This window comes from Nocardiopsis sinuspersici, from assembly GCF_001998325.1.
Classification (GTDB): domain Bacteria; phylum Actinomycetota; class Actinomycetes; order Streptosporangiales; family Streptosporangiaceae; genus Nocardiopsis; species Nocardiopsis sinuspersici.
Genome location: NZ_MCOK01000001.1, coordinates 6,027,034 through 6,053,355 on the forward strand (window position 1 = coordinate 6,027,034; position 26,322 = coordinate 6,053,355).

23 protein-coding genes and 1 tRNA gene are annotated in these 26,322 nt (G+C 72.5%); 14 read left to right on the forward strand and 10 right to left on the reverse strand.

Annotated features, from left to right (window positions below):
• Positions 1 to 58 precede the first annotated feature (58 nt).
• On the forward strand, positions 59 to 430 hold the full coding sequence (locus tag NOSIN_RS26195; protein ID WP_077693279.1) for an FtsB family cell division protein: 372 nt from the start codon (positions 59 to 61) through the stop codon (positions 428 to 430).
• A 79-nt stretch (positions 431 to 509) separates the two neighbouring features.
• Here NOSIN_RS26195 and crcB (NOSIN_RS26200) read toward each other — a convergent pair whose 3' ends face one another.
• Together crcB (NOSIN_RS26200) and crcB (NOSIN_RS26205) are read right to left on the reverse strand one after the other, a co-directional pair.
• The gene (gene crcB, locus NOSIN_RS26200; protein ID WP_077693280.1) at positions 510 to 890 is read right to left on the reverse strand and encodes a fluoride efflux transporter CrcB; all 381 of its coding nucleotides are present in this window, start codon (positions 888 to 890) and stop codon (positions 510 to 512) included.
• Positions 887 to 1,339: a fluoride efflux transporter CrcB gene (gene crcB, locus NOSIN_RS26205; RefSeq protein WP_077693281.1), complete on the reverse strand. Its 453-nt coding sequence runs from the start codon at positions 1,337 to 1,339 to the stop codon at positions 887 to 889. The genes crcB (NOSIN_RS26200) and crcB (NOSIN_RS26205) overlap by 4 nt, the downstream gene beginning before the upstream one ends.
• Before the next feature lie 192 nt (positions 1,340 to 1,531).
• Here crcB (NOSIN_RS26205) and NOSIN_RS26210 point away from each other — a divergent pair, with 192 nt between their 5' ends.
• The 4 genes from NOSIN_RS26210 (at position 1,532) to NOSIN_RS26225 (ending at position 5,061) form a co-directional block, all read left to right on the forward strand.
• Complete coding sequence (locus NOSIN_RS26210; protein ID WP_077693282.1) at positions 1,532 to 2,143, forward strand: DUF501 domain-containing protein; 612 nt, start codon at positions 1,532 to 1,534, stop codon at positions 2,141 to 2,143.
• Positions 2,140 to 3,129: a Ppx/GppA phosphatase family protein gene (locus NOSIN_RS26215; protein WP_077693283.1), complete on the forward strand. Its 990-nt coding sequence runs from the start codon at positions 2,140 to 2,142 to the stop codon at positions 3,127 to 3,129. Before NOSIN_RS26210 ends, NOSIN_RS26215 begins: the two co-directional genes overlap by 4 nt.
• Before the next feature lie 329 nt (positions 3,130 to 3,458).
• Positions 3,459 to 4,835: an NAD(P)/FAD-dependent oxidoreductase gene (locus NOSIN_RS26220; protein WP_077693284.1), complete on the forward strand. Its 1,377-nt coding sequence runs from the start codon at positions 3,459 to 3,461 to the stop codon at positions 4,833 to 4,835.
• 152 nt (positions 4,836 to 4,987) lie between these two features.
• Positions 4,988 to 5,061 (forward strand) — tRNA-Leu (locus tag NOSIN_RS26225).
• A gap of 400 nt (positions 5,062 to 5,461) precedes the next feature.
• On the opposite strand, the gene NOSIN_RS26230 is transcribed toward NOSIN_RS26225, so the two are convergent.
• Positions 5,462 to 7,312 carry a helix-turn-helix domain-containing protein gene (locus tag NOSIN_RS26230; RefSeq protein WP_077693285.1) on the reverse strand — a complete coding sequence of 617 codons (1,851 nt, stop codon included), beginning with the start codon at positions 7,310 to 7,312 and terminating at the stop codon, positions 5,462 to 5,464.
• 142 nt (positions 7,313 to 7,454) lie between these two features.
• On the opposite strand from NOSIN_RS26230, the gene pruA reads away from it, so the two are divergent.
• The 3 genes from pruA to NOSIN_RS26245 all read left to right on the forward strand — a co-directional run bounded on the left by pruA (position 7,455) and on the right by NOSIN_RS26245 (position 11,536).
• The gene (gene pruA, locus NOSIN_RS26235; RefSeq protein ID WP_077693286.1) at positions 7,455 to 9,080 is read left to right on the forward strand and encodes an L-glutamate gamma-semialdehyde dehydrogenase; all 1,626 of its coding nucleotides are present in this window, start codon (positions 7,455 to 7,457) and stop codon (positions 9,078 to 9,080) included.
• A gap of 315 nt (positions 9,081 to 9,395) precedes the next feature.
• The gene (locus NOSIN_RS26240; protein WP_077693287.1) at positions 9,396 to 10,322 is read left to right on the forward strand and encodes a proline dehydrogenase family protein; all 927 of its coding nucleotides are present in this window, start codon (positions 9,396 to 9,398) and stop codon (positions 10,320 to 10,322) included.
• A gap of 293 nt (positions 10,323 to 10,615) precedes the next feature.
• Positions 10,616 to 11,536: a Bax inhibitor-1/YccA family protein gene (locus NOSIN_RS26245; protein WP_077693288.1), complete on the forward strand. Its 921-nt coding sequence runs from the start codon at positions 10,616 to 10,618 to the stop codon at positions 11,534 to 11,536.
• Positions 11,537 to 11,625: 89 nt separating this feature from the next.
• Here NOSIN_RS26245 and NOSIN_RS26250 read toward each other — a convergent pair whose 3' ends face one another.
• The 3 genes from NOSIN_RS26250 to NOSIN_RS26260 form a co-directional block, all read right to left on the reverse strand.
• Positions 11,626 to 11,877, reverse strand: a complete 252-nt coding sequence (locus NOSIN_RS26250; protein ID WP_077693289.1) for a DUF4287 domain-containing protein — start codon at positions 11,875 to 11,877, stop codon at positions 11,626 to 11,628.
• A 366-nt stretch (positions 11,878 to 12,243) separates the two neighbouring features.
• Positions 12,244 to 13,464 (reverse strand): acetyl-CoA C-acetyltransferase, encoded by a 1,221-nt coding sequence (locus NOSIN_RS26255; protein WP_077693290.1) that lies wholly within the window; start codon positions 13,462 to 13,464, stop codon positions 12,244 to 12,246.
• A gap of 137 nt (positions 13,465 to 13,601) precedes the next feature.
• On the reverse strand, positions 13,602 to 14,645 hold the full coding sequence (locus tag NOSIN_RS26260; protein WP_077693291.1) for an SGNH/GDSL hydrolase family protein: 1,044 nt from the start codon (positions 14,643 to 14,645) through the stop codon (positions 13,602 to 13,604).
• Positions 14,646 to 15,000: 355 nt separating this feature from the next.
• On the opposite strand from NOSIN_RS26260, the gene NOSIN_RS26265 reads away from it, so the two are divergent.
• Both NOSIN_RS26265 and NOSIN_RS26270 read left to right on the forward strand, forming a co-directional pair.
• Complete coding sequence (locus NOSIN_RS26265; RefSeq protein WP_077693292.1) at positions 15,001 to 16,377, forward strand: cystathionine beta-synthase; 1,377 nt, start codon at positions 15,001 to 15,003, stop codon at positions 16,375 to 16,377.
• A 140-nt stretch (positions 16,378 to 16,517) separates the two neighbouring features.
• Positions 16,518 to 17,258 carry an acyltransferase gene (locus tag NOSIN_RS26270; protein WP_077693293.1) on the forward strand — a complete coding sequence of 247 codons (741 nt, stop codon included), beginning with the start codon at positions 16,518 to 16,520 and terminating at the stop codon, positions 17,256 to 17,258.
• Positions 17,259 to 17,457: 199 nt separating this feature from the next.
• On the opposite strand, the gene map is transcribed toward NOSIN_RS26270, so the two are convergent.
• Positions 17,458 to 18,240, reverse strand: coding sequence for a type I methionyl aminopeptidase (gene map / locus NOSIN_RS26275; RefSeq protein ID WP_077693294.1), 783 nt, complete (start codon positions 18,238 to 18,240; stop codon positions 17,458 to 17,460).
• Positions 18,241 to 18,423: 183 nt separating this feature from the next.
• Here map and NOSIN_RS26280 point away from each other — a divergent pair, with 183 nt between their 5' ends.
• A complete protein-coding gene (locus tag NOSIN_RS26280; RefSeq protein ID WP_077693295.1) occupies positions 18,424 to 19,569 on the forward strand; it encodes a cystathionine gamma-synthase in 1,146 nt (381 codons plus the stop codon).
• A gap of 399 nt (positions 19,570 to 19,968) precedes the next feature.
• Here NOSIN_RS26280 and NOSIN_RS26285 read toward each other — a convergent pair whose 3' ends face one another.
• The gene (locus NOSIN_RS26285) at positions 19,969 to 20,238 is read right to left on the reverse strand and encodes a hypothetical protein (protein ID WP_077693296.1); all 270 of its coding nucleotides are present in this window, start codon (positions 20,236 to 20,238) and stop codon (positions 19,969 to 19,971) included.
• 314 nt (positions 20,239 to 20,552) lie between these two features.
• Between NOSIN_RS26285 and NOSIN_RS26290 the strand changes: the two genes are divergently transcribed.
• Both NOSIN_RS26290 and NOSIN_RS26295 read left to right on the forward strand, forming a co-directional pair.
• Entirely contained in the window at positions 20,553 to 21,284 is a 732-nt protein-coding gene (locus tag NOSIN_RS26290) for a GntR family transcriptional regulator (protein WP_077693297.1), read from the forward strand.
• An 8-nt stretch (positions 21,285 to 21,292) separates the two neighbouring features.
• A complete protein-coding gene (locus tag NOSIN_RS26295; RefSeq protein WP_077693298.1) occupies positions 21,293 to 22,102 on the forward strand; it encodes a GntR family transcriptional regulator in 810 nt (269 codons plus the stop codon).
• Between the two features lie 39 nt (positions 22,103 to 22,141).
• On the opposite strand, the gene NOSIN_RS26300 is transcribed toward NOSIN_RS26295, so the two are convergent.
• Together NOSIN_RS26300 and NOSIN_RS26305 are read right to left on the reverse strand one after the other, a co-directional pair.
• Complete coding sequence (locus NOSIN_RS26300; RefSeq protein ID WP_236743440.1) at positions 22,142 to 23,308, reverse strand: VWA domain-containing protein; 1,167 nt, start codon at positions 23,306 to 23,308, stop codon at positions 22,142 to 22,144.
• Positions 23,309 to 23,524: 216 nt separating this feature from the next.
• Positions 23,525 to 24,952 (reverse strand): sigma 54-interacting transcriptional regulator, encoded by a 1,428-nt coding sequence (locus NOSIN_RS26305; protein WP_077693299.1) that lies wholly within the window; start codon positions 24,950 to 24,952, stop codon positions 23,525 to 23,527.
• A gap of 215 nt (positions 24,953 to 25,167) precedes the next feature.
• Between NOSIN_RS26305 and NOSIN_RS26310 the strand changes: the two genes are divergently transcribed.
• Positions 25,168 to 26,319, forward strand: a complete 1,152-nt coding sequence (locus NOSIN_RS26310; RefSeq protein ID WP_077693784.1) for an FIST signal transduction protein — start codon at positions 25,168 to 25,170, stop codon at positions 26,317 to 26,319.
• The last annotated feature ends 3 nt before the right edge of the window (positions 26,320 to 26,322 follow it).

A 26,322-nucleotide genomic window follows, 5' to 3' on the forward strand; every position in this document is an offset into this window, starting at 1 on the left:
TGCCCGGAGGACGGGACCCGTCGGCACGGGCACGGGCCGCACCCCCGGGGTGCGGCCCATGCTCACCAGCCGCGCGGCCATCCTCGCGCTCGTGGTGTGCGTGATCGCGCTCAGCCTGGCCTACCCGCTGCGCGAGTACATCGCCCAGCGCACACACATCGACCAGCTCCAGGAGGAGCAGGCGCGCATGGAGGAGACCGTGCGCGAGCTCCGCCGCCGGGAGGAGCTGCTCTCCCAGGACTCCTACGTGGAGCGCGAGGCCCGGGTCCGACTGCACTACCAGTACCCCGGTGAGACCACCTACATCGTCGACCGGCCCGGCGCCGAGGAAGGCGCCGAGGCCGACACCGAACCCAGCGAGCCCTGGTTCGCCGCCCTGTGGCGCTCGGTGGAGGAGGCCGACAGCCCGCCGCCCGACGACGGGCTCTGAGGGTTCCCGCCGGCCTCCTCGGAGGGGGAGCGCGTCGCGGTGCGGGGCACCGGGGAGCGTGCGGCCGACCCCGCCCGCCTCAGAGGGGGAGCGCGCGGGCCAGGAGCACCCCGGCGCCCAGCGCGCCCAGCGCGCAGCACTCCGTCGCGGCCGCGTAGGCCGCAGCGGTGAGCGGACGTCCGTTCCGGGCCAGCGCGAGGACCTCGTGCGAGAACGTCGAGTACGTGGTCAGGGCGCCGCACAGCCCGACGGCCACGAGGGCCCACGCCTGGGGCGGTACGGCCGTCGCGGACGCGACGCCGAAGACCAGGCCCAGGAGCAGGGTGCCCGCGGTGTTGACGGTGAGCGTGCCCCAGGGAAGCCGGTCGGAGACCATCCGGCGGACGGCCCCGTCCACGAGGTGGCGCAGGGCCGCACCGGCGCCGCCGCCCAGGCCCGCGGCCCACAGCTCCCAGCTCACGGGTGCCTCCCGCCGTCCGGCGCGCGGACCAGGAGCCCCGCGAGCCACGCGCCCAGGGCGACGCCGGCCAGGGCCCCGACCAGGGTGAGCGCCATGTAGGCCACGGCGGGGAGGACGCGGCCGGACGCCAGCAGCAGGCCGATGCCCAGGGTGTGCGCCGAGTAGGTGGTGAACCCGCCGAGGAAGCCCGTGCCGAGCAGTTGCCTGACCCACGGCGGTGCGGCTCTGGGGCCGGTGACCGCGGTGACCAGGACGCCGATGAGCACGGCGCCGGTGATGTTGACGGCCAGGGTGGCCAACGGTAGGCCCTGGTCCGGGGTCGGCCAGGCCACCGACACCAGGTGGCGGGCCATCGCGCCCGCGGCCCCGCCGCAGGCGGCGATACCGGTCATCGCCGCCGTGCCCGGCACCCGGGTCCCGCGCGGTGCCAGGCGTTCGCTCGTGGGCATGGTCCTCCCAGGGCGTGTTCGGTGGATGCCGCCTGTCGGCCGGAGAGCGCCGCGCGAGGCGCGACCGCCGGCGGACGCGGCCGGCGACGGCGGGCCCCGACGCGGCACACCGCATCCCGGGGGAGCGGTGCCACGGACGGCGCCCGCGCGCGAGCCCAGATTACTCCGTGTCGGCCCTATGCTGGGTTCGCCATGACTTCCGCAGATCACCCCGCTCCCGGACCCGTCGACGCAGGCGGGCCCACCGGCGCCGCCGGGCGCACCGGTCCGGTCGCCGAGCGCGACACCACCGCCGTCGAACTCCAGTTGGGCCGCGCACCGCGCGGGGTGCGCGGGGTCGCGCACCGCTGCCCGTGCGGCCTGCCCGACGTGGTGCGCACCGCGCCCCGCCTGGAGAACGGCGAGCCCTTCCCGACGCTGTACTACCTGACGTGCCCGCGCGCGGCCTCGGCCATCGGCCGGATGGAGAACGAGGGCCGCATGCGCCAGATGCAGGAGCGGCTGGGGCACGACCCCGAGCTCCGGGCCGCCTACACCAGGGCGCACGAGTCCTACCTCGCCGAGCGCTCCGAGCAGGCGCGGCTGGACGGTGTCGAGCCGCTGCCCGAGGGCATGCAGAGCACCGGTGGCATGCCCACCCGGGTCAAGTGCCTGCACGCCCTGGTCGCCCACGAGCTCGCGGAGCCGGGGACCAACCCCTTCGGCGCCGAGGCGCTGGAGGAGCTGCCGCACTGGTGGGACAAGGGACCGTGCGTGTGTGTCGACGAGAGCGCCTCCGAGGGCGCCGAAGGGAACGGGTCATGAGCGGTGTCGCCTCCATCGACTGCGGAACGAACTCCGTCCGCCTGCTGATCGCCGACGTCGTCCACGTCGGCGACGACGAGGTGCAGGTGGTCGACGTCGACCGGCGCATGGAGATCGTGCGCCTGGGCGAGGGGGTGGACGAGACCGGTGCGTTCGCGCCCCAGGCCCTGGAGCGCACCTTCGAGGCGCTGCGCGGCTACGCCGAGGCCATCGAGGGCCACGGCATCCCGCTGGGCCCGGACGCGGTGCGCATGGTCGCCACCAGTGCCACCCGGGACGCGAGCAACCGCCAGGTGTTCATCGACGGCGTCCGCGAGATCCTGGGCGTGGAGCCCGAGGTGGTCACCGGCCTGGACGAGGCGGAGCTGTCCTTCGTGGGCGCCACCGCCGAGTTCGAGGCCGAGGCGGCCGAGGACGGGGAGAGCCGGCTGTCCCCGCCGTTCCTGGTGGTGGACATCGGCGGCGGCTCCACCGAGTTCGTCCTGGGCGGCGACCCGAGCGAGGGGGAGGGCGGCGAGCTGGTCCGCGCGTCGCTGTCCGTGGACATCGGCTGTGTGCGCATGACCGAGCGCCATCTGCGCGGCGACCCTCCCACGGACGAGGAGATCGAGGCGGCGACCGCGGACATCGAGGCCGCGCTGGACGAGGTCGAGCGCGTGGTCCCGCTGCGCGAGGCCGGTTCGGTCGTGTGCGTCGCGGGCACCGCGACCACCGTCGCGGGGATCGCCCTGGACCTGCCCGAGTACGACCCCGAGCGCATCCACCACGCCCGCGTGGGGGCCGACGACCTGGACCGCATCACCGGGGAGCTGCTCCGGGCGACCTCCGCCGAGCGGTCGCGGATCGGTGTCATGCACCCCGGCCGGGTGGACGTCATCGGCGCGGGCGCGCTGGTGCTGTCCCGGGTGCTCGCCCGCACGGGCGCGGACTTCTTCACGGCGAGTGAGCACGACATTCTCGACGGTGTCGCCTGGAGCCTCGTCTAGGGGTTCTCCGGGGCCTCGCCAGGGGCGCGCCAGGTGAGACGCGTCACCTCGCCGAGGCCTTGTGAATGCTTTCACAACCCCTGTGACCTGCGAAGACATGATCTTCGCAGGCTGGGAAGTGGTGAGAAGGTGGGTCGATGTGAACCTTCTCTGTCGGCAGATGCTTGTGAAAGAATGCACAAGCACCCACCGAAGTGGGTCGAAGCACCCGCTCCGGCCCGGGCGGCACCCCACCGCGACCGCGGCGCGGGGACCGAAGACCGTGACGACCTCGCGGCCCCTGGGAAGAGGGGGCGCCACACACAAGGAACCGTTAGGGCGGATACGTGATGACCGAGAGCAGGAACTACCGGCTGGTACACGGCGGAGGGGACGAGGCGGAGATCCCGCACATCCTCATCGTCGGCGGCGGTTACCTCGGGATGTACACCGCGAGGCGGCTGGAGAAGAAGCTCGGGGCCGGTGAGGCGCGGATTACCGTCATCGACCCGAACTCCTACATGACCTACCAGCCCTTCCTGCCCGAGACCGCGGCCGGCAGCATCTCTCCCCGTCACGTCGTCGTCCCGCTGCGCAAGGTCTTCAAGAGGGCCCGTGTCCTGGGCGGCAGGGTCGTGCGCATCGACCAGGCCGACCGCACGGTCCGCTACGAGCCCAACGCGGGCGAGCCCGAGACCATCGCCTACGACTACCTGGTCATGGCCGCCGGCGCCGTCTCGCGCACCCTGCCCATCCCCGGCCTGGCCGAGTGGGGCGTCGGGATCAAGACCGTCGAGGAAGCCGCATACCTGCGCAACCACATCCTCAACCAGCTCGCCATCGCCGACTCCACCGACGACGAGGCCACCCGCAGGAAGGCGCTGAACTTCGTCTTCGTCGGCGGCGGCTTCGCCGGTGCCGAGGCCATCGCCGAGCTGGAGGACCTGGTCCGCGACGCGGTCCGCCTCCACCCCTCCATCGACCTGGAGGACGTGCAGTTCTACCTCATCGAGGCGGCCGACAAGATCCTGCCCGAGGTCGGCCCCGAGGTCGGGACCAAGGCCCTCAACCAGCTGCGCCGCCGCGGCATCGACGTCCGGCTCAAGACCTTCCTGGAGTCGGCGGTCGACCAGCGCGTCAAGCTCAGCGACGGCACCGAGTTCGAGGCGGGGACCCTGGTGTGGACCGCGGGCGTCAAGCCCAGCCCGGTCGTGGCCGCCAGTGACCTGCCGCTCGGCCCCAAGGGCCACCTGGACACCAGCGAGTACCTCACCGTCAACGGCGCCGAGAACGTCTTCGCGGGCGGCGACAACGCCCAGGTGCCCGACGGCAACGGCGGCTACTACCCGCCCAACGCCCAGAACGCGGTCCGTCAGGCCCCGGTGCTCGCCGACAACGTGATCGCCAGCCTGCGCGGCTCCGAGCTGAAGGCCTACCGCCACAAGAACCTCGGCGCGGTCGCCGGGCTCGGCCTGCACAAGGGCGCCGCCCAGCTGTTCGGGAAGATCAAGCTGAACGGCCGCCTGGCCTGGTACGCGCACAGGGCCTACCACCTGTTCGCGGTTCCGACCTTCAACCGCAAGATGCGGGTGCTCTCGGACTGGACGCTCGCCTTCCTCCTGCGCCGCGACTTCGCCGCGCTCCCGGAGATGGCCGAGCCCCGCCAGGCCTTCGAGGAGGCCAGCCAGCCGCAGGTCGAGGACGGACGCCTGCGCCGGGTCAGCTGACACCGCTCCGGGCGCCCCGCCACGCCCACCGGCGCGGCCGCCCGGTGTGGCGCACGGGAGGACCGGTTTCCCTGGGGAGCCGGTCCTTTCTTGTCCCAATCCGGCCAACTTCAATCAAAGTGGGCAATCGACCCGCCCGGTATGATGGGCTCGCCCTCGTAGCCCAATGGAAGAGGCAGGCCCCCTAAAAGGGTCACAAGTGTCGGTTCGAGTCCGACCGGGGGTACTGCGTTTCCCGGCACAGGTCCGGGCGCCTTCAAGGCGGGAACCTTCGGTCTCTGCGTGCACCGTCCTCGTTCCTCGGAGGGTGCGCTCCGAGTCCTCCAGAACCCCGCCGGCGCCCTTCGCCGTGCCTCGCCACTGCGTTTCCCGGCACAGGTTCGGGTGTCTTCAGGGCGGGAACCTTCGGTCTCTGCGTGCACCGTCCTCGTTCCTCGGAGGGTGCGCTCCGAGTCCTCCAGAACCCCGCCGGCGCCCTTCGCCGTGCCTCGCCACTGCGTTTCCCGGCACAGGTTCGGGTGTCTTCAGGGCGGGAACCTTCGGTCTCTGCGTGCACCGTCCTCGTTCCTCGGAGGGTGCGCTTCGAGTCCTCCAGAACCCCGCCGGCGCCCTTCGCCGTGCCTCGCCTAGGGGTGCCCGGTGCCCTGCTGCTCCATCAGCAGCTGGAGCTGGGTGAACAGGCGCTCGCCCGGGTCGCCCAGGTCGATCCCGCTCACCGCCGCCGCCCTGCGCACCCGGTACCGCAGCGTGTTCGGGTGGATGTGCAGCCGCTCGGCCGCCGAACGCGCGTCACCGAAGGCCTCCAGGTAGGCCAGCAGCGAGTGCACCAGGTCGGCGCCGCCCGCGCGGTCGTGCTCGACGAGCCGGCTCACCCTCGGATCACGCAGGGAGGGGTCCTCCCGCAGCCGCGCCAGGGTCTCGCTGACCAGCACCCGCGAGCGCACGTCGGAGATGGTCGCCACCTCCCAGTCCACGCCCCGGTGCAGGTCGCGGCCCATCGCGTCCAGCACCCGGTCCGCCTCCGCCCGTGAGTCCGGCACGTCGCCCAGCCGCTCCACCAGCGACCCCACCGCCGCCTGGACCTCCAGGCCCAGGGACGCGCGCGCGGCCGACACCGTCTTGCGGGTCAGCGCCAGCACCGACTGCTCCACCCCGCGCCACCCCTCGCGGCCGCGCGCCAGGTCCGGCAGCAGCACGTACACCCGCCCGCGCAGCTCGGTCACCAGGGCGCTGCGCCGGTAGGCCGCCGTGTGCACCGACACCAGGTCGACCATCTGGCGCCGGCGCAGCTCGCGCTCGGGCCGGTCGGGGCGCCCGGTCCGCTCCTCGCCCGCCCCCTCCGCGGCCTCGGCCATCGCGAACGCCGCCACCAGGGCGCCCCGGTCGGCGTGCACCTCCACCGTGTCGGCCAGGGCGCCGGCGTCGATGCGGCCCTCCAGCAGGCTCGACAGCAGGTCCTCGCGCAGCCGCAGCCCCGCGCTGGCCTGGGTGCGCTGCCGGATCATCTGCAGGGCGGTGGTGCGCGCCGCGCCCAGCAGGGCCTCCTCGGCGTGCTCGGCCAGCGGCCGCGACCCCTCCTGCACCCAGATCGCGCCCAGCGGCTGGCGCCCGGCGTGGATACCCACGGCCAGCCGGCGCCGGATGCCCAGCTCGGGGTGCTCGTCCACGCGCACCACCTCCTCACCGGCGCGCAGCTTGGCGAACACCCCCCACTCGCGCAGCAGCGCCAGGTACGACTCCGGGCCGCGCCGCCCCAGCACCGACAGCCGCCGCAGCTCGTCCACCTCCGCGCCGCTGGAGTAGGCCAGCACCCGGCTCGCGGCGTCCTCGATACTCACCAGGCCCCCGGTGAGCTGGGCGATCGTCTGCGCCATGGAGAACAGGTCGCCGCTGGACTCGCTCAGGTCCTCGGCGGCCGTCAGCCGGGCGTCGTCCACGATGGACTGGCACACCGACTGCAACTGGTCCCAGCGCACCTCGGGCCGGACCGAGAGCAGCGCGATCCCCGACTCCTGCGCCTCGGCGCGCAGCGCCCTCGACTCGTCGGTGGCGCCGGGCCGGGACCGGCCCGGCCTCGTCCCGGAGGGCGGCGGCAGCACCTCCTCCTGGGGCGCGTGTCCGCTGGCCTTGACCGCGACCGCCGTGGCGCCCTGCTCGGCCAGCGTCCGCAGCAGCCGCCGCGCCGAGGCCCCCCGCGCCCCGATCAGCAGCACCAGGTCCCCCTCGCGCACCTCCGCGCGGTCCTCGGGGTCGAGGATGACGACGTTGTCCACCTGGACATCGATCCCGCCCGGGGCCGCGGCCACGTCCAGGACGGGGTCTCCGAGCGCCAGCAGCAGCCTGCGCAGGGGGATGCCCGTCGCCCCCTCGTCGGATGATCCGCTCTGAGCAGGAGGAACGCCCGTCCCGGGCCCGAGGCCGTGGGAACTGTCGTCGGGGATGGGAAACGGGACGTTGGGCGGGGCTTCATTACTCATATGTGTCCCATTTTGTCCTAGTGAACAAACAAGGCGGGCCAAGAGTGGCCTGCCCCACAAGGTTCGCACGCCCCTGTTCTGAGAGCGTTGAATCAGCCAGACCCTGCTTGTTTCAGGGACATACTTCATTGGGGAGGTGCCCATGGACGCCGTTACCAACGTCCCTCTGCCGCAGAACGAGCCCGTTCTGTCCTACGCGCCCGGCAGCGCCGAGCGCGAGGAGCTCGTGGCCAAGCTGGAGGAGCTCGGGGGCCGGAGCATCGACCTGCCGATGCGCATCGACGGCGAGAGCCGCATGGGCGGTGGCGAGCCCATCGACGTCGTGCAGCCGCACCGCCACTCCGCCGTCCTGGGCACCATGCGCAACGCCACCCACGACGACGCGCGCGACGCGATCGCGGCGGCCAAGGCCGCGGCTCCCGCCTGGCGCGCGATGTCCTTCGACGACCGCGCCGCCATCATCCTGCGCGCCGCCGAACTGCTCTCCGGCCCCTGGCGCGCCACCATCAACGCCGCCACCATGCTCGGCCAGTCCAAGACCGTCCAGCAGGCGGAGATCGACTCGGCGTGCGAGCTGATCGACTTCTGGCGCTTCAACGTCTCCTACGCCCGCGAGCTCATCGCCCAGCAGCCGCTGAGCGTCAAGGGCGTGTGGAACCGCATGGAGCAGCGTCCGCTGGAGGGGTTCGTCTACGCGATCACCCCCTTCAACTTCACCGCCATCGCGGGCAACCTGCCCACCGCCCCGGCCCTGATGGGCAACGTGGTCGTGTGGAAGCCCTCCCCGACGCAGCAGTTCGCCGCCGAGCTGACCATGCGCCTGCTGGAGGAGGCGGGCATGCCCCCCGGCGTCATCAACATGGTCACCGGTGACGGCCTGGCCGTCTCCGACGTCGCCCTCAACGACGCCGACCTGGCCGGGGTGCACTTCACCGGTTCCACCAAGACCTTCCAGCACCTGTGGAAGAGCGTCGGGGAGAACATCTCCAACTACCGCTCCTACCCGCGCATCGTCGGCGAGACCGGCGGCAAGGACTTCATCGTCGCCCACTCCTCGGCCGACCCCGAGATCCTGCGCACCGCGATCGTGCGCGGCGCCTTCGAGTACCAGGGCCAGAAGTGCTCGGCCGCCTCGCGCGCCTTCGTCGCCCGCTCGGTGTGGGAGAAGGTCCGCGAGGACCTCGTCGCCGAGACCGAGGCCCTGCCCATGGGCGACGTCACGGACCTGTCCAACTTCATCGGCGCCGTCATCGACCGCCGCGCCTTCGACAAGCTGTCCAAGGTCCTGGAGGACGCCAAGTCCGACCCGACCCTGGACATCCTGGCGGGCGGCACCGCCGACGACTCCGTCGGCTACTTCGTGCGCCCGACCATCATCGAGGGTTCGGACCCGTCCCACGACGTGTTCCGCACCGAGTACTTTGGCCCGGTCGTCGCCGTCCACGTCTACGAGGACGAGAAGTTCGACGAGATCCTCAAGGTCGTCGACGAGGGCTCCGCCTACGCCCTGACCGGCGCCATCCTGGCCAACGACCGCGCCGCGGTCGCCAAGGCCACCGAGGCGCTGCGCTTCGCCGCGGGCAACTTCTACGTCAACGACCGGCCGACCGGCTCCATCGTGGGCCAGCAGCCCTTCGGCGGCGCCCGCGCCTCCGGCACCAACGACAAGGCGGGTTCGGCCCAGAACCTGTCCCGCTGGGCCAGCCCGCGCGCCATCAAGGAGACGTTCGTCGCGCCGACGGTCTCCTCCTACCCCCACCAGGGGTGACAGCGCCCCTCGGGGGCTCCGCTTGGCTTCGCCCCGTGTCCGGGCGCCCAAAGAGCGGGAACCTTCGGTGTCTCCCGTGCGATGGCTCGTTCCTCGCGATCGCACGTCCGGCACCTCCAGGACCCCGCGGACGCCCGAACGACCCAAGGCCGGAACAGGCGTTCGCCCACCAGGGCTGACAGCGGGTTCCGGGCCCCCTTCCGTCCTGAGGGGGGTCCGGAACCCGCCCGAATCCACCGGCGCGGCCGGGACACCCCCGGCCGCGCCCCGCCCGCGCCAGCCGACCGGCTCGCGCACGTCTTCGTCGAGGTCACCATGCTTCGTAAGCCCCTGCTGCTCGCCGCCAGGTCCGCGACCTGCCGCGAGATCGTCGAGCGCACTCCCGTCACCCGGGCCATGGTCAAACGGTTCGTCGCGGGCGCCACCCTGGAGGAGGCGCTCCCCGCGGTCGGGGAGCTGTCCCGGGACCGCCACGTCACCCTGGACTTCCTGGGTGAGGACACCACCGACACGGTCCAGGCCGCGGCCACGGTGACCGCCTACCAGGACCTGCTGGCCGCGCTGGGCGAGGCCGGCCTGGGCGACCGCGCCGAGGTGTCGGTCAAGCTCTCGGCCGTGGGCCAGTTCCTGGACCAGGACGGCGAGAAGATCGCGCTGGAGAACGCCCGCCAGATCGCCGAGGCCGCCCAGGCGGTCGGCACCACGGTGACCCTGGACATGGAGGACCACACCACCACCGACTCCACGCTGGGCATCCTGCGCGAGCTGCGCCAGGACTTCCCGTTCGTGGGTGCGGTGCTCCAGGCCTACCTGCGCCGGACCGAGGCGGACTGCCGCGACCTGAGCGGCGCCGGTTCGCGCGTGCGCCTGTGCAAGGGCGCCTACGACGAGCCCGACTCGGTGGCCTTCCGCGACAAGGCCGAGGTGGACAAGGCGTACGTGCGCGCGCTGCGCGTGCTCATGGAGGGTGAGGGCTACCCGATGGTGGCCTCGCACGACCCGCGCATGGTCGCCATCGCCGGCGAGCTGGCCGCGGCCAACGGCCGTGGCGCGGACGACTACGAGTACCAGATGCTCTACGGCATCCGTGACGCCGAGCAGGTCCGCCTCGCGGCCGAGGGGAAGCGCGTGCGCGTCTACGTCCCCTACGGCACCGAGTGGTACGGGTACTACATGCGCCGCCTGGCCGAGCGTCCGGCGAACATGCTGTTCTTCGCCCGCTCGCTGGTCACGCGCAACTAGGCCGCGTTTCCCTGGGGCCCCGCTCGCTTCGCCTCGTGCTCGGACGCCGAGGACACGGGGACGCCCGGCCCCCACGGTGCGCCCGTTCCCATCCCACGGGCGCAACCGCGGAACCTCCGGCGACCCCGTCGGCGCCCGCGCCGCCCCCAGCGGCGCAGGACCGGGTCCACCGAACAGGCCCCGGGCCCCGGGAGCCCGTTGCCCAACGGTGACCATGCCGGTGGAACTCGGTACGAAGCCCGTACGTTACTTTGTGGGCAGTGAACCACGCGTGGAAAGGGCCTTGACGAGACATGCGGATGCGGAGTTCCAACCCCGCTCTTAAGCGGGCGCTCCAGCAGGCCGGACCGGCTGGGTATCCCCAGCAGGGTTACGGCCAGCCGGGCTACGGTCAGCAGCAGGGCTATGGCCAGCCGGGTTACGGACAGCCGTACCCGCAGCAGGGCTACGGCCAGTCCTACCCCCAGCAGGGCTACCCCGGCGGCCCGGTGCGCAGCGCCGACAGCCAGCCGATGACCATCGACGACGTGGTCGTGCGCACCGGGATGACGCTCGGTGTCGTCGCGCTCCTCGGCGTCGCCAACTACTTCCTGTTCGGTGTGGCCCCGGGCCTCGCCCTGCTGCTCACCGTCGTGGGCGTCATCGGCGGCCTGGTCCTGGGTCTGGTGATCGCCTTCAAGCAGATCACCAACCCCGCGGCCGTCCTTTCCTACGCGGCCCTGGAGGGCCTGGTCGTCGGCGGACTGTCCGCGTTCTTCGGCCTCATGCTGGAGGCCAGCACGGGTGACGCCGCCGCGGGCGGCGCGCTCGTCACCCAGGCGGTGATCGCCACCGTCGTGGTGTTCAGCGTGATGCTCGCCCTGTACAAGTTCCGCATCATCAAGGTGACCGACGGCTTCGTCAAGGCCGTCACGTACGCGGTGCTCGGCGCCGCCGCCCTGATGCTGGTCAACTTCGTCCTGAGCTTCTTCGTCGCGGGCGGCCTCGGCATCCGCGAGCCCAGCCCGCTGGGCCTGCTCGTGGGCATCGTGTTCGTCGTCCTGGCCGCCCTGACCCTGGCCCTGGAGTTCCGCGGCATCGAGGAGGGCCTCAGGGCCGGTGTGCCGAACAGGTTCGCCTGGCAGTTCGCCTTCGGCCTGACGGTCTCCCTGGTCTGGCTCTACATCGAGATCCTGCGCCTGCTCTGGATCATCAAGACGATGTTCTCCGAATAGCCGGCCCGTACGAGAGGGGCCGCCGACCGGATCTTCTCCGGGGGCGGCCCCTTCGTCATGCCTCGTGTCCGGCCGTGGCCGGCGGCGGGTCAGACCCTCCCGGGGCGGGGAGCGGGAATGGAGCGGTTCCTGCGGCGGCGGTCGTACTCCGTCACGAGGGCCTGTGCGTACCACTGGGGCAGGTCGTATTCGTCGGCGAGCCAGTTCGACCGGTCCTGGCAGCGGACCAGGCCCGGTCCTTTGTCGAGGGCGTCGAACCACTCGTGGAGTCCTCGGCCGGTGACGACCGGGATGCGTTCGATGAGCTTGGCGTGGATCTCCGGCGAGTGGGTTACCGACATAGGCACCTCCGGCAGCGCGTTGGCGTGTGGCACTTATCTGCGACCCTGCATCAGGATCACGTTTTGGACAAGCCCCGGTCACCAGCTTTTACCTTGCCGGTGCGGGAACGTTTGCCCGGAGGTGCTACGTAGCCGAACACGGATGCGGCGGAGGGAGGGCCGCACGTGTTCCGACAGTGCTGATATCCCCGGGCGGCCAGGGGACAAAGCGTTCGAAGCACACGCACCAGGCCACGGGCGTCGATCACGGCGAAGGCGCCCGAACACGGCGAAGGACCCGGAACACCTCCGGGTCCTCCTCCGCGACCACGGCCCCGCGCCCCGAGGACGGGGGCGGGGCCGGCTCAGGTGTTCGTCACCGTCCCACTAGCTCAGGCGCTCGAAGACGGCCGCCATGCCCTGGCCGCCGCCGACGCACATGGTCTCCAGGCCGAACGTCTTGTCGTGGGTCTGCAGGCCGTTGAGCAGCGTGCCGGTGATGCGGGCGCCGGTGCTGCCGAAGGGGTGGCCGAGCGCGATGGCGCCGCCGTTGACGTTGAGCTGGCTGTCGACGTCGATGCCGAGCTGGTCGGCGGAGGGCAGCACCTGCGCGGCGAAGGCCTCGTTGATCTCGACCAGGTCGATGTCGCCGATGGCCATGTTGGCGCGGGCCAGCGCCTGCTTGGACGCCCCGACCGGGCCCAGGCCCATGATCTCCGGGCTCAGGCCGGTCACGCCGGTGGACACGATGCGGGCCAGCGGGGTGATGCCCAGCTGGGCGGCCTTGGTGTCGCTCATGATGACCAGGGCCGCGGCGCCGTCGTTGAGCGGGCAGGCGTTGCCCGCGGTGACGGTGCCGTCGGGGCGGAACACCGGCTTGAGCCCGGAGACCTTCTCGTAGGTGGTGCCGCGGCGGATGCCGTCGTCGGTGCTGACCACGGTGCCGTCGGGCAGGGTCACCGGGGTGATCTCCCGCTCCCAGAAACCGTTGTCGAGGGACTTCTCGGCCAGGTTCTGCGAGCGCACCGCGAACTCGTCCTGGCGCTCGCGCGAGAGGCCGGTGATCTGGGCGACGTTCTCGGCGGTCTGGCCCATCGCGATGTAGGCGTCGGGGAGGCTGCCGTCCTCGCGCGGGTCGGTCCAGGTCCCGGCGCCGCCCTCGGCGCGCTTGGCGGTGCGGTTCTTGGCCTCGTCGAAGATCGGGTTCTCGTTCTTGCCGTCGTCGCTGCTGCCGTTGACGAACCGGCTGACGGTCTCCACTCCGGCGGAGACGAACACGTCGCCCTCGCCCGCCTTGATGGCGTGGTAGGCCATCCGGGTGGTCTGGAGGGAGGAGGAGCAGTAGCGGGTGACCGTGGTGCCGGGGACGGTGTCCAGGCCCAGCTGCACGGCCACGATGCGGGCCATGTTGAAGCCCTGCTCGCCGCCGGGCAGGCCGCAGCCGAGCATCAGGTCGTCGATCTTCCTGGGGTCCAGCGCGGGGACCTTGTCCAGCGCCGCGCGGACGATCTGGGTGGTCAGGTCGTCCGGCCGGATGTCCTTGAGCGAGCCCTTGAAGGCACGGCCGATCGGGGAGCGGGCGGTTGCGACGATGACTGCTTCGGGCATGACTGCGTCCCTAACGGTTGAGGTGCTGCGTGTGGAGCTGGACCGTGCGGTGGTCGGCGCGCCGCCGGCGTCCAGCATCGCTTGTTACCGACCAGTAAACCCGTCCGGTGTCCCCGCGCGCCACTCGGGGGCGCCGTTCATCCGCTCTCTCCGGAACGGTCGGCGGTCCCGGGCGCGCCGGTCCCCTCCAGGCCCTCCTGGCCTCCCCGGGCGCGGAACGGGCCCCGGACGAGCGCGGCCCAGCGTCCGCGCCTGCCACGAGTGTGCCCGCTGACGTGCGCGCCCGCACGGGAGACCTCCGTACCGGGGGTCTCGGCGGCGACCACGGCCGCGCGGTCCACCGGCAGGATCCCGCTGGTGCGCTCGGCCTCGTCCAGCTCGGGGAGCAGGCCCAGGGCGGCGCAGGCCGAGGGCAGCACGGCGAAGGCGGCCTGCGAGTACCCGAGGGCTGACGGATGAAATCGGTCAGGCCCAAACATGGAAACTGGGTCTGACCGGAAATCGTCCGACAGTAGGTCGCTCATCGAGACCGTGCGCCCGCCGACCTCGGTCACCGCGATGGTCTGGGCGGCGGCGAGCTGGCGGGAGGCGCGGCGGGCCATCGAGCGCAGCGGCCAGCCGAGGGGGCGGACGGTGCCCAGGTCGGGGCAGGTGGCCACGACCACGGCCGTGCCGTGGCCGACCAGGCCGCGCACGGTCTCGCGCAGTTGGGCGACGGCGTCGCCCGGGCGCACGCGGCGGATGACGTCGTTGGCGCCGATGAAGACGACCGCCAGGTCGTGGCGGTGGCCCTCCTCCAGCGCGCGTGCGCGCTCGACCTGGGCGGCCAGGTGGGCGGAGGTGGCGCCGGGGGAGGCGGTGCAGAGCAGGCGGACGGGTCTCTCCGCGGCGGCGGCCAGCCCCGTCGCCAGGAGGACGCCCGGGGTCTCGGTGGCGAGCTCGACCGCGAAGCCGGCGGCGGTGGAGTCGCCCATCATCAGCATGCGGATCGGCGGGCCCCCGCCGTCGCCGTAGACGCCGTCGACCACGGGCCGGTCCCACGGTGGGGAGCCGACCGCGCGGCGGGCCATACGGGCCTGGAGGTAGAGGAGCGCGACGGTGCCGCCGCCCACGAGTGTGAGTCCGCCGCCGCCGAACGCGGTGGCGGCGGCGATGCGCCGTGCGCGTGCGGCTCGCAGCACCGGACACCTCCGAGGCTCGGACCCGCGTCCCCTGGAGCGGGCCGGATACGAGTGAGGCTACCGGTGGGCGGCCCCGGAATCACGTACCCGCGCGGCACACATTCCGCGCCCCGGAGTGAGGGATCCCGTGCCTTCGGGACAGTGGGAGGGTGGACACCGCCGAGCGGGTCGCGCGCCCTCTCCGGACTCCACCCGAGGGGATCGGTCCACCGCTTCTCCGGGGGCGCCGAACCCGCTGGTGGAGACCATTAGAGTCGGATTGAGACGGGCCGGACCGGCCCAGGCCCCGGACTCGTCACCGGGGCGAGGAAACGGCGGGCCGAAACCCGGTCGCCATGATGCTGAGGGAGCACAAGTGCGGGTATACGACTCACTGATCGACCTGGTCGGGGACACACCTCTCGTCCGTCTGAACAAGGTCACACAGGTCCTCGGCCCGAACGCTCCCACCGTTCTCGCCAAGGTCGAGTACTTCAACCCGGGCGGTTCGGTCAAGGACCGCATCGCCCTGCGCATGGTCGAGGCCGCGGAGAAGAACGGCGAGCTCAAACCGGGCGGCACCATCGTCGAGCCCACCTCCGGCAACACCGGGATCGGCCTGGCCATCGTCGCCCAGGAGAAGGGCTACCGCTGCGTCTTCGTCTGCCCCGACAAGGTCGGCTCGGACAAGCTCTCGGTCCTGCGCGCCTACGGCGCCGAGGTCGTGGTCTGCCCGACCACCGTCGCCCCCGACCACCCCGAGTCCTACTACTCCGTGTCCGACCGGTTGGCCGTCGAGATCCCCGGCGCCTGGAAGCCCAACCAGTACGAGAACACGAACAACCCGGAGTCGCACTACCACGCCACCGGCCCCGAGATCTGGGAGCAGACCGAGGGCCGTATCACCCACTTCGTGGCGGGTATCGGCACCGGCGGCACCATCAGCGGCACCGGCCGCTACCTCAAGGAGGTCTCCGACGGGGCGGTGCGGATCATCGGCGCCGACCCCGAGGGCTCGGTCTACTCCGGCGGCTCGGGCCGCCCCTACCTGGTCGAGGGCGTGGGCGAGGACATCTGGCCCGGTACCTACGACACCTCCGTGTGCGACGACATCGTGGCCGTCAGCGACAAGGACTCCTTCCTGATGACCCGCCGCCTGGCCCGCGAGGAGGCCCTGCTGGTCGGCGGCTCCTGCGGCCTGGCCGTCGAGGCCGCTCTGCGGGTGGCCAGGGACGCCGGTTCCGACGACGTCATCGTCGTCCTGCTGCCCGACGGCGGCCGCGGCTACCTCGGCAAGATCTTCAACGACGAGTGGATGTCCGACTACGGCTTCCTGTCCGCGCAGACCGAGGAGGCCACCGCGGGCGAGGTGCTGGCCGCCAAGGGCGGGGAGATGCCCGACTTCGTGCACACCCACCCGGACGAGACCGTCGGCACCGCGGTGGCCATCATGCGCGAGTACGGCGTCTCCCAGCTTCCGGTGATGAAGGAGGAGCCCCCGGTCATGGCGGCCGAGGTGGTCGGCTCCATCGCCGAGCGCAACTTCCTCGACGCCCTCTTCGACGGCCGCGCCGAGCTGGACGACCTGGTGGAGAGCCACATGGCCGAGCCGCTGGCCACCGTCGGCACCGGGACCCCGGTGAGCGACTGCGTCCGCCTGCTGCGCGGGTCCGGTGCCCTCGTGGTGCTGCGCGACGGCAAGCCGGTGGGGATTCTCACCCGCCAGGACCTGCTCGCCCACCTGTCCGGCTGAGGCCGGCCGCACGCACCCCGCGACGGGGCCCGGAACGCGCTCGAACCGAACGCGATTCGGGCCCCGCCGCATGCCGCCCGGACATGTCATCGCATACTCGGACACTGCTAATGTTCGCGACAGTTACTGGTAGGTAATAAATGGGAGCACGCGTGTCGCGGCTGTTGTCCTGGATCATCCGCTCCATCTGGTCGTACGCCCGGACCAAGGCCGAAATCCGGGCCGACTCCAAGGCGGCCCGCAGGTTCGCGCGCTTCGGTACGGGTTCCGCGATCGCCTTTCCCACGGCCACCCTCTACGGCGAGCCCTGGATCGAGATCGGCGTGCACACCGTCCTGGGCGGGGACATGACCCTCGCCGCCGGGATGGGACCCGACTACGACCTCGGCCCGGGCACGGTCGTGCGGATCGGCTCCGGCTGCGCCATCGGGCGGGGCTCGCACATCGTCGCCCACAAGTCCGTCGACATCGGCGACCACGTGTACACCGGCCCCTACGTCTACATCACCGACCAGAACCACGCCTACGGCAACACCGAGGTCCCCGTCGGTCTCCAGTGGCCGGTGGACGACCCGGTCAGCATCGGCGCAGGAAGCTGGATCGGCGCGAACGCGGTGATCCTCCCCGGCGTGCACCTGGGGCGCAACTCGGTCGTGGCGGCGGGCACCGTGGTGAGGCCCGGAACCTACCCCGACCACGCGGTCCTCGCGGGCGTGCCCGGCAAGGTCGTGCGCACCCACGACCCCGAACTGGGCTGGGAGCCGCCACTACGCGAGAACGGGACCCCCACGCGGGTGCCCACCCCGGTCACCGGCCTGCCTCCGGAGGTTCCCGCCGAGCCGCCCCGGCCCGGCTCGTCCACCCACTTCCCGCCCGCCTAGGTCCTGTTGGCGGACCCGGTCCCGTGCCGCCGGGAGCGGGGCGCCGACGGGGCTGCCGGAGGTCCCGCGGGTGCGCCCGTGAAGACACGAGCGGGCCCGCCGCGGGGGCCGAGGGCCCCGTACCCTCGGCGTCCGAGTACGAGGCGAGGCGCGGCGCGGCTCCGAGGAAGACGGCCCGGCCGCACCGGTCGGGGCGTGCTCACGGTCGCGCCCGACTCGGCAGGGTGAGGATCTCGGCTCCGTCGCCGGTGATGGCGATCGTGTGCTCGCTGTGCGCCGTCCGGCAGCCTGTCGCGCTTCGGAGGGTCCAGCCGTCGGCGTCGGTGACGAGCTCGGCGGTGTCCGCCATGACCCACGGCTCCAGCGCCAGCATCAGCCCGGGTCGCAGCCTGTACCCGCGGCCGGGCCGTCCGGTGTTGGGAACGTGCGGGTCCTGGTGCATCGTCGATCCGATGCCGTGACCTCCGAACTCGGTGTTGACCGGGTACCCCGCCTCGCTGAGGACCGAGCCGATGGCGTGGGAGACGTCTCCGACGCGGGCCCCGGGGCCGGCGGCGGCGATCCCCGCGTCCAGCGCGCGTTCGGTCGCGCTGATCAGCGCGACGCTCTCCGGGGGCTCGGACCCGCCCACGACGAAGCTGATGGCGGCGTCCGCGGCGACTCCGTCCTGGGAGACGGCGAGGTCGAGCGACAGCAGGTCGCCGTCGGCGAGCGTGTAGTCGTAGGGCCGTCCGTGGAGCACGGCGTCGTTGACGCCCGTGCAGATGTGGTGGCCGAACGGGCCGCGTCCGAAGGACGGCTCGTAGTCGACGTAGCAGGACTGCGCTCCCGCCTCGACGATCATGGCCTCGGCCCACCGGTCGATGTCCAGGAGGTTCGTGCCGGCCGTGCTACGGCTCTTCACCGTCCGCAGGATGTCGGCGACCAGGGCGCCCGTGTCCTTCGCTCGGGCCAGCTCGGCGGGTTTCAGGATCTCGATCATGCGGCGCCTCTCTCGCGCAACCAATAACTATACCGTCCATACTATACCGGTCCTGGAGTCGTGGCCGTGATCGGGTCGCCGACCGCCTCCCGCGGAGCCGGGTGCGGGGTGATCCCGCCCGCACGCGCCACCGCACGGACGGAAAGCGGGAACGGGGAGATCGGAGGGCACTATTGTGGCCCCATGAAGTTCGACGGGTTTGAAACGCTGGCCATCCACGCGGGGCAGGAGCCGGACGCCGGCACCGGGTCCGTGGTGGTGCCGATCTACCAGACCAGCACCTACGCCCAGGACGGCGTGGGCGGTCTGCGCCAGGGCTACGAGTACTCGCGCACCGGCAACCCCACGCGCGCGGCCCTGGAGGAGTGCCTGGCCGCCCTGGAGTCCGGAACACGCGGCCTGGCGTTCGCCTCGGGCATGGCCGCCGAGGACACCCTGCTGCGCACGGTCCTCTCGCCCGGCGACCACATCATCATCCCCGGCGACGCCTACGGCGGTACCTTCCGCCTGGTCTCCAAGGTGGTCGAGCGCTGGGGTGTGCGGTGGGACGCCGTCGACCAGTCCGACCCCGAGGCGGTGCGCGCGGCCGTCCGGCCCGAGACCAGGGTCGTGTGGACCGAGACGCCCACCAACCCGCTGCTCAACATCACCGACATCGAGGCCGTCGCCCAGATCGCGCACGACGCCGGCGCCCTGCACGTGGTCGACAACACCTTCGCCTCGCCCTACCTCCAGCAGCCGCTGACCCTGGGCGCGGACGTGGTCGTGCACTCCACCACCAAGTACCTGGGCGGGCACTCCGACGTGGTCGGGGGAGCGCTGGTGGTCTCCGACGCCGAGCTGGGCGAGCGCCTGGCCTTCCACCAGAACACCATGGGCGCCATCCCGGGCCCGTTCGACTCCTGGCTGACCCTGCGCGGCGCGAAGACCCTGGGCGTGCGCATGGACCGCCACAGCGCCAACGCCGAGCGGGTCGTGGCCGCGCTGGAGGACCACCCGGCGGTGCGGAAGGTGTTCTACCCCGGACTGGAGGGCCACCCGGGGCACAAGACCGCCGAACGGCAGATGAGGTCCTTCGGCGGGATGGTCTCCTTCGCCCTGCGCGACGGGGAGAAGGCGGCGCTGGCCCTGTGTGAGCGGACCGAGGTCTTCACCCTCGGTGAGTCCCTGGGCGGTGTGGAGTCCCTGATCGAGCACCCCGGGCGGATGACGCACGCGTCCACCGCGGGCTCCACGCTGGAGGTTCCGGCCGACCTGGTGCGGATCTCCGTGGGCATCGAGTCCGCTGACGACCTGGTGGCCGACCTGCTGAGGGCCCTGGAGGGCTAGGTTCTGTTCGGTGGACCCGGTCCTGTGCCGCCGGGAGCGGGGGCGCCGACGGGGCTGCCGGAGGTCGCGCGGGTGCGCCCGTGAGGTATGGGCGGGCGCACCGTAGGGACCAGGGGTTCCCGTGCCTGCGGCGTCCGGGCACGAGGTGAAGCGGGCGGAGCTTCAAGGAAACACGGCTTGGAGGCCCGGGGCCGAAGGCCCGGAAGTACGGAGGGCGCGGAGGCCGTGTGCCGGCCCCGCCCGGCGCCTGCCCGGACGTCGGCGGGGGCTCCCACCCGGTCGTGTGCCGCGCGGGTTCCCGGCCGCGCTGCCGGACCCGTCGCGGCTCGTCCCCGGTACCAGGTAGTGCTCATCCCGTGCGGCGCCGTGCTCTGCGGCGCCGTTTCGCTGTTTCCCGGGTCAGACCGGAGTGGGCGTGCGGCCGGAGGAGGGAACGCGGCCGGAGGGGGCGTGGTCCGGGTCGGGGGCGGTGTGCCCGCCGTCGCGGAAGCGCAGCCCCACCACGAGGCTTCCGGTGCGGGAGAGGGGAGTGCTCTCCTCGTCGTCGCGCAGCGAGCGGTAGGTGCCCCGGCTGTCCCGGCGGCGGATGCCGATGGAGACGGCGAGGAAGAACCCGGTGGCCAGTCCCAGGAGCACGACTCCGACCAGCGCGATGAGGATGGGGATCATTCTGTTCTCCTTGGGGGAGGTTCCTATCTGCGTTCTGTGCGCCCCCCGGCCGAGCGAGGGGACGTTGCGCGGTGTCTCACCTGATGCGGTTCCAATCAAGGTGTTGCGCTGGGGTCAGGCGCCTGGGTCGAAGTGACGGGGACCGTTGGTTCTTCCCTTCTCGTAGGTCCTCCCGGCCGCGGAACCGTGTACTTAGGGTGGCCTTCATCTAAGATGGGTTCATGCTGACCAGATGGACCTGTTCGTCTGGTGTACCGATCACCTTGTTGGTACAAGCTAGGTTGTTGGTCTAGTACCCCGGCGAGGACTGATGTATGCGGGCTGAAAGCAGATATCGACAGATCGCTCGGATCCTGAGGCGTGAGGTGCAGGAGGGAGTCTTGCCCCGGGGCGGTCAGTTGCCCTCGGAGAAGCAGTTGGAGGAGCGCTTCGCGGCGTCGCGCAACACGATCAGGCTGGCCCTGGGCATGCTGCGCAACCAGGGGCTGATCATCAGCCGTCCCGGCCGCGGGCACTTCGTCCAGGACGTCGTCCCCGAGACCTTCCACGCCAACCGCAGCAGGGGCGGCTCCGGCGGCCTCAACGAGTCCGGCATGGCCGGGCAGGTCCTGGAGGAACTCCAGATCCTCAGCGCCACCCCCGACATCGCCAGCCGCCTGCGCGTCCCCGAGGGCGACATGACGGTCGTCCGCCGCATGTACCGGTTCTCCGGGGAGGTCTCGGCTTCCATCAGCTCCGCCTACTACCCCATGGACCTCGTCGAGGGCACCCCGCTCATGCTGCCCGAGGACGTCGAGAGCGCCCTGGCGGTGCTGGCGGAGCACGGGCAGCGCCAGGCCGGGTTCGTCGACGAGCTGGAGGCCCGCATGCCCAGCCCGCAGGAGGGCGGCCAGCTCGAACTCCCGCCCGGGGTCCCGGTGCTGACCGTCCACCGGACCGACCTGTCCGAGGAGCGACCGATCCGGCTGGTGCACACCGTCTACGCGGGCCACAGCATCCGCTACCAGTACGAGCACGGCAACATGAACGCCTACCACCGGGACTGAGCACACGCATGAGCACGTCGAGGAAGACGGTTGTCGCCGACCACCTGCGCGAGGCGCTGGCCAGGGGAGAGTACGGGCCGGGTGAGCGGCTTCCGGGGGAGGAGGAGCTCGCCGAGCAGCTCGACGTCTCCCGTGCCACCGCGCGCCTGGGGATGCGCATCCTCCAGGACGAGGGGCGCATCGCCATCCGTGCCGGACGGGGGGCCTTCGTCGCCGACCACCGGCCCATCGTCCACCTGGCCACCCCCGTCACGGGCGGCGGCGACTCCGAGCGCTTCAAGGCCGGCTACCAGCCCCACCTGCGGGAGTCCGGGTACCACCAGGTCCAGGAGAAGGTCAAGGTCAGCCTGGACACCATGCGGCCCAAGGTGGCCAAGCGGCTGCGCCACGAGGTGGGGGAGGCCGCGCGCGGGGACCTGGTCGTCATCCGCTCCTCCGACCGGTTCGTCGAGGGCGGCCTGTGGCAGTCCCAGGTCACCTACTTCCCGTACGACATTGCCGGCAACACTCCGCTCATGTCCCCTGAGCCCCTGGAGGAGGGGGTGACCGCGGTCCTGCGGTCCCTGGGCCTCCGGGAGGAGTGGAACTGGGACATCGTCGGCGCCCGGATGCCGTCCCAGAGCGAGGCCGACTCCTTCGGCCTGGGGCCGGGCATCCCCCTGCTGGTCCAGGAACGGGTGGTCTACGAGGGCGAGCGCCCGCTGCGGTTCACCGAGACGGTCATGCCCGCCAACCGGCACCAGCTGCTCTACTCCGGCGGTGAGGCACCCGAGGAACTGCTGGTCCTGGCCTCCGACGTCAACATCTTCGAACGCTGACCCGTCCCCGGCCCGTGCGGTGGCGGACGGGCCGACGGCCTAGCGGGGACGGTCCAGGTAGCGGTCCACCACCAGGGCCCCCAGCTCGTCGGCGCCGGCGTGCACCACCCGCACGCCGCGACGCCGCTCCACCAGGGCCTGGAAGGCGCGCAGCCGGGGATCGTCCGCCAGCAGGAAGAAGGTCACCTCCGCGCCCGCGCCCAGGACCGCGTCCAGTTCGGCGACGGTCAGCTCCACCGTGCGCGGGGCCGGGGGCCAGGAGAACCGGGCGTCGCCGTCCTCGCCCAGATGGGCGGTGGGCTCGCCGTCGGTGACCACCAGCACCTGCGGGCGCAGGTCGCCGTGGCGCCGCAGGTGGGCGCGGGCCAGCCGCAGCGCGTGGTGCAGGTTCGTGCCCGGGACCCTGTGCCAGTCGTGGGCCACCAGCTCGCCCGGGGACAGCTCCCGGGCCCGCTCCCCGAAACCGACCAGGTGCAGCCGGTCCTGCGGGCGGTACGTGGACACCAGGGCGTGCAGGGCCAGCGCCGTCCGGGTGGCGGCCTCGTGCAGGGACCGGGCCGCCATCGAGTGGGACAGGTCCACCAGCAAAGACACGGCGGCGGCCTCCGAGGGCTCGGCCTCCACCACCCGCACGTCCTCGGCGCGCAGCACCACGTCCCGCTCACCGGGGCGGGACCGGCGCAGCGCGGCCTCGCGCACGGTCGCGACCGCGTCCAGGGGCCGGTCACCGTCCTCGCCGAGGGGCAGGGAGGAACCGGTGGGCTCGCCGCCGGGCGCGGTACCGCCGCGGTGGACGCCGCCGCGGGCGCCCCGCCCGCGCCGGGGGAGTCCGGCGTCGCGCAGGGCCACCTCGCCCAGGCGGCGCAGCTCTCGGGGGCTCAGGCCGTGGTCGGCCTCGTCCAGGCGCGCCAGGGCCCGCCCGGCCTCCCGGCCCGGCAACCGGTCCAGCAGGCGCCCCACGGCGACGGCGTCCACCTCGTCGAGGGCGCCGCGGTCGCCGTCGGCGTACCGGGACAGGGATCCCGTCAGGGCGGCCAGTTCCAGCCGGTCCTCCTCGGAGAAGGAAGCGGCCCCGGACCAGAGGGCGGACCCGGAGGCCACCAGCGCCAGGAGCTCACGCGCCGCGGCCACGGCCTCCTCGGGCGGCGGGTCGGGGTCTGCCAGGGGATCGGGCCCGCCCATGTACGCCCGGTACCGGAACCTCACACGCACTCGCCTCCCATGCACACACGCACCGACACCCTCCCGGGCCCGAAGCCGACGGTCCCGCCGATGCCGTGACCGGAAAGGCGCACAGCCCCGCTCCGCACACGTCGGTCCCGTACCCGTGGCGAGGCCCGGTACCCGAACTCCCCCCATGAGTACAGGACCGTCCATGGCCGGGTCTCGTGCGGCTCACCGGCGACGTCTCCGGCCGACCGGTCAGAAGCGGTAGACCCCTCCGTCGGGGAGCGTGTCCTTGGACAGCCGACGCTCCAGGTACAGGCCCTCCAGCGCGAACTCCACCACCGCGGCGGCCAGCCCCGGCGTGGGCGGCCCGTCCTCGGCGTCCGGGGCCGCGCGCTCGATCATCGTCGCCAGCCCCGGCACCGCGCCCACCCGCCGCAGCAGCTCGGCGGCGCCCACGAGGTCGCCGGTCTCCACCGTGCCGCCTCCGGAGAAGCGGTCGCTGAGAGGCGACAGGTCCGCCTCGCCCAGGCGCTCGCGGAACACCTCCGCCACCGCCCGGCGCAGCAGCGCGTGCAGGATCTCGGCCTCGCGGCCCTCAGCGTCCATCTCGAACTCGACCTTCCCCAGCAGCGGCTCCACCGCCGCGGGCAGGTCGCACACCCGCGCCACCGGGAGCTCCTCGCCCGACAGGGCCGCCCGCCGCAGCGCCGAGGCCGCCACGGTCTCGGCCGCCGTCACCGAGAAGCGCACCGACACGCCCGAACGGGCGTCCACCTTCCTGGAGGCGCGCACCAGCCGGGTGAAGCGCGCCACGGCCTCCAGCAGGTGCGCGGGCACCACCGTGCCCTCGGGCAGCGCCGCCTCCTGCCGGATGAGCGCCAGCTCGTCGGCCAGGGCCGGCGGGTAGTGGGTGCGCACCTGCGCGCCGAAGCGGTCCTTGAGCGGGGTGACGATCCGTCCCCGGCTGGTGTAGTCCTCCGGGTTCGCGCTCGCCACCAGCAGCAGGTCCAGCGGCAGCCGCAGACTGTAGCCGCGCACCTGGAGGTCGCGCTCCTCCAGCACGTTGAACAGCGCCACCTGGGCCCGCGCGGGCAGGTCGGGGAGTTCGTTGACGCAGAACACGCCCCGGTTCGCACGCGGCACCAGGCCGTAGTGGATGGTCTCCGGGTCACCCAGTGAGCGACCCTCCGCCAGCCGTGCGGGGTCCACGTCGCCCACCAGTTCGCCGACCCCGGTGTCGGGCGTGGCCAGCTTCTCGCCGTAGCGCTCCCCGCGGTGCCGCCACACCACCGGCAGGCCGTCGCCCTCCCGGGCCGAACGGCGCACGCACGCCGGGCAGACCGGCGCGTAGGGGTGGTCGTTGACCGGGCACCCGGCCACCGACGGGGACCACTCGTCCAGCAGGGCCGTCAGGGTCCTGATGAGCCGGGTCTTGCCCTGGCCGCGCTCGCCCAGCAGCACGATGTCGTGTCCGGCCAGCAGGGCCCGCTCCATCCTCGGCAGCACGGTGGCGTCGAACCCGTGCACCCCCGGGAAGCGGGGCTCCCCGGAGCCCATCCGCCGGAGCAGGTTCTCCCGCACCTCGGCGGCGACCGGGCGGTGGACGTGCCCGGACTCGCGCAGCGCCGCGAGGGTGCGCGGAAGCGGGGGCGGGGCCGGGGGCGGAAGGAGGGCGCTCACGCCTTCGAACCTATCCCGGAGCGGGCCCCGCGCCGACGGAGTCCCCCGGCTTCCCCGGGGCCGCAGGCATCGCCCCGCCCGTGCGCCCGCCCCGCTCCGGGGCCGGGCCCGTGCACCGTCGGACCCCGCGATTGGCGCTGTGGTGGAAGAATGGGACACGACGACGGAGTCCTGCGTCCGGCCGTGAGGGCCGGCGAAACCGGGGGTGGCAGTTGGTGGCACGGTTCGGCGATGCACTGAAGACGGGGGCCGACCTCGTGAACGCGGCCGAGCGCGCCGTACTGGACGCCCTGGAACAGGTGGACGGTCCGGCCGACCTGGTGTGCTTCTTCGTCTGCGGCGCCGACCCCGATGAGGTCACCCTCGCGGGCGGGCGCGTCATGGAGCTGGCGGGGGACGCCGTCACCCTCGGATGCAGTTCCACCGGGGTCATCGGCGGCGGCCGGGGCGTCGAGGGCCAGGGCGCGGTCAGCGTGTGGTGCGCCAGCCTGCCCGGGGTCGAGATCACCCCGTTCCGCCTGGACACCATCATCGAGGAGGACCACCTGGCCGTCGTCGGCATGCGCGAGCCGGGGCCGCGTGACCGCGCCGCCGTCCTGCTCACCAACCCCTACGAGTTCCCCACACAGGCCTTCGTCCGCGAGTCCACCGAGGCCCTCGGCGGGCTCCCCCTCGTCGGCGGCATGGCCGACGGCATGCGCGGCGAGGAGTCCGTGCGGCTCTTCTGCGAGGGCGAGGTGGCCGAGAACGGCGCCATCGGGATCCTCGTCGGCGGCGAGAACGTCCTCGGCGCCGTCGTCAGCCAGGGCTGCCGCCCCGTCGGCCCGGCCATGACGGTCACCAAGGCCGAGGGCAACCTCCTCCTCGAACTCGCCGGTGTCAGCGCCTACGAGAAGCTGGAGGAGCTGGTCGAGGACCTCTCCGAGGAGGACCGCGTGCTCGCAGAGCAGGGCCTGCACGTCGGTATCGCCATGGACGAGTACGCCGACGCCCACGAGCAGGGCGACTTCCTCATCCGCACCCTCGCCGGAGCCGATCCCGAACTCGGCGCCCTCACCATCGGCGACATGGTCGAGATCGGCCAGACCGTCCGCTTCCAGGTCCGCGACGCCGGTACCGCCGACGAGGACCTCGCCCGGCGCCTCACCGACTTCGGCGCCCAGCACTCCGTCGGCGCCGGCCTGCTCTTCTCCTGCAACGGCCGCGGCTCCTCCTTCTTCCCGCACGCCGACCACGACGTCCTCGCGGTCCACCGCGTCCTCGGCGCCGGCTCCGTCGCCGGATTCTTCGCCGCGGGGGAGATCGGCCCGGTCGGCGGCGTCAACCACGTGCACGGGTTCACCGCCTGCCTGCTGGCCTTCGGGTAGGAG

Coding starts and splice junctions, on each gene's coding strand:
- NOSIN_RS26250 (WP_077693289.1), bottom strand. CDS start 11,877: ATGTCGGTAACCCACTCGCCGGAGATCCACGCCAAGCTCATCGAACGC.
- NOSIN_RS26280 (WP_077693295.1), top strand. CDS start 18,424: ATGAAGTTCGACGGGTTTGAAACGCTGGCCATCCACGCGGGGCAGGAG.
- NOSIN_RS26290 (WP_077693297.1), top strand. CDS start 20,553: ATGCGGGCTGAAAGCAGATATCGACAGATCGCTCGGATCCTGAGGCGT.
- NOSIN_RS26210 (WP_077693282.1), top strand. CDS start 1,532: ATGACTTCCGCAGATCACCCCGCTCCCGGACCCGTCGACGCAGGCGGG.
- NOSIN_RS26230 (WP_077693285.1), bottom strand. CDS start 7,312: ATGAGTAATGAAGCCCCGCCCAACGTCCCGTTTCCCATCCCCGACGAC.
- NOSIN_RS26240 (WP_077693287.1), top strand. CDS start 9,396: ATGCTTCGTAAGCCCCTGCTGCTCGCCGCCAGGTCCGCGACCTGCCGC.
- NOSIN_RS26270 (WP_077693293.1), top strand. CDS start 16,518: ATGGGAGCACGCGTGTCGCGGCTGTTGTCCTGGATCATCCGCTCCATC.
- pruA (WP_077693286.1), top strand. CDS start 7,455: ATGGACGCCGTTACCAACGTCCCTCTGCCGCAGAACGAGCCCGTTCTG.
- NOSIN_RS26220 (WP_077693284.1), top strand. CDS start 3,459: ATGACCGAGAGCAGGAACTACCGGCTGGTACACGGCGGAGGGGACGAG.
- NOSIN_RS26215 (WP_077693283.1), top strand. CDS start 2,140: ATGAGCGGTGTCGCCTCCATCGACTGCGGAACGAACTCCGTCCGCCTG.
- crcB (WP_077693281.1), bottom strand. CDS start 1,339: ATGCCCACGAGCGAACGCCTGGCACCGCGCGGGACCCGGGTGCCGGGC.
- NOSIN_RS26295 (WP_077693298.1), top strand. CDS start 21,293: ATGAGCACGTCGAGGAAGACGGTTGTCGCCGACCACCTGCGCGAGGCG.
- NOSIN_RS26255 (WP_077693290.1), bottom strand. CDS start 13,464: ATGCCCGAAGCAGTCATCGTCGCAACCGCCCGCTCCCCGATCGGCCGT.
- NOSIN_RS26285 (WP_077693296.1), bottom strand. CDS start 20,238: ATGATCCCCATCCTCATCGCGCTGGTCGGAGTCGTGCTCCTGGGACTG.
- map (WP_077693294.1), bottom strand. CDS start 18,240: ATGATCGAGATCCTGAAACCCGCCGAGCTGGCCCGAGCGAAGGACACG.
- NOSIN_RS26195 (WP_077693279.1), top strand. CDS start 59: ATGCTCACCAGCCGCGCGGCCATCCTCGCGCTCGTGGTGTGCGTGATC.
- NOSIN_RS26245 (WP_077693288.1), top strand. CDS start 10,616: ATGCGGATGCGGAGTTCCAACCCCGCTCTTAAGCGGGCGCTCCAGCAG.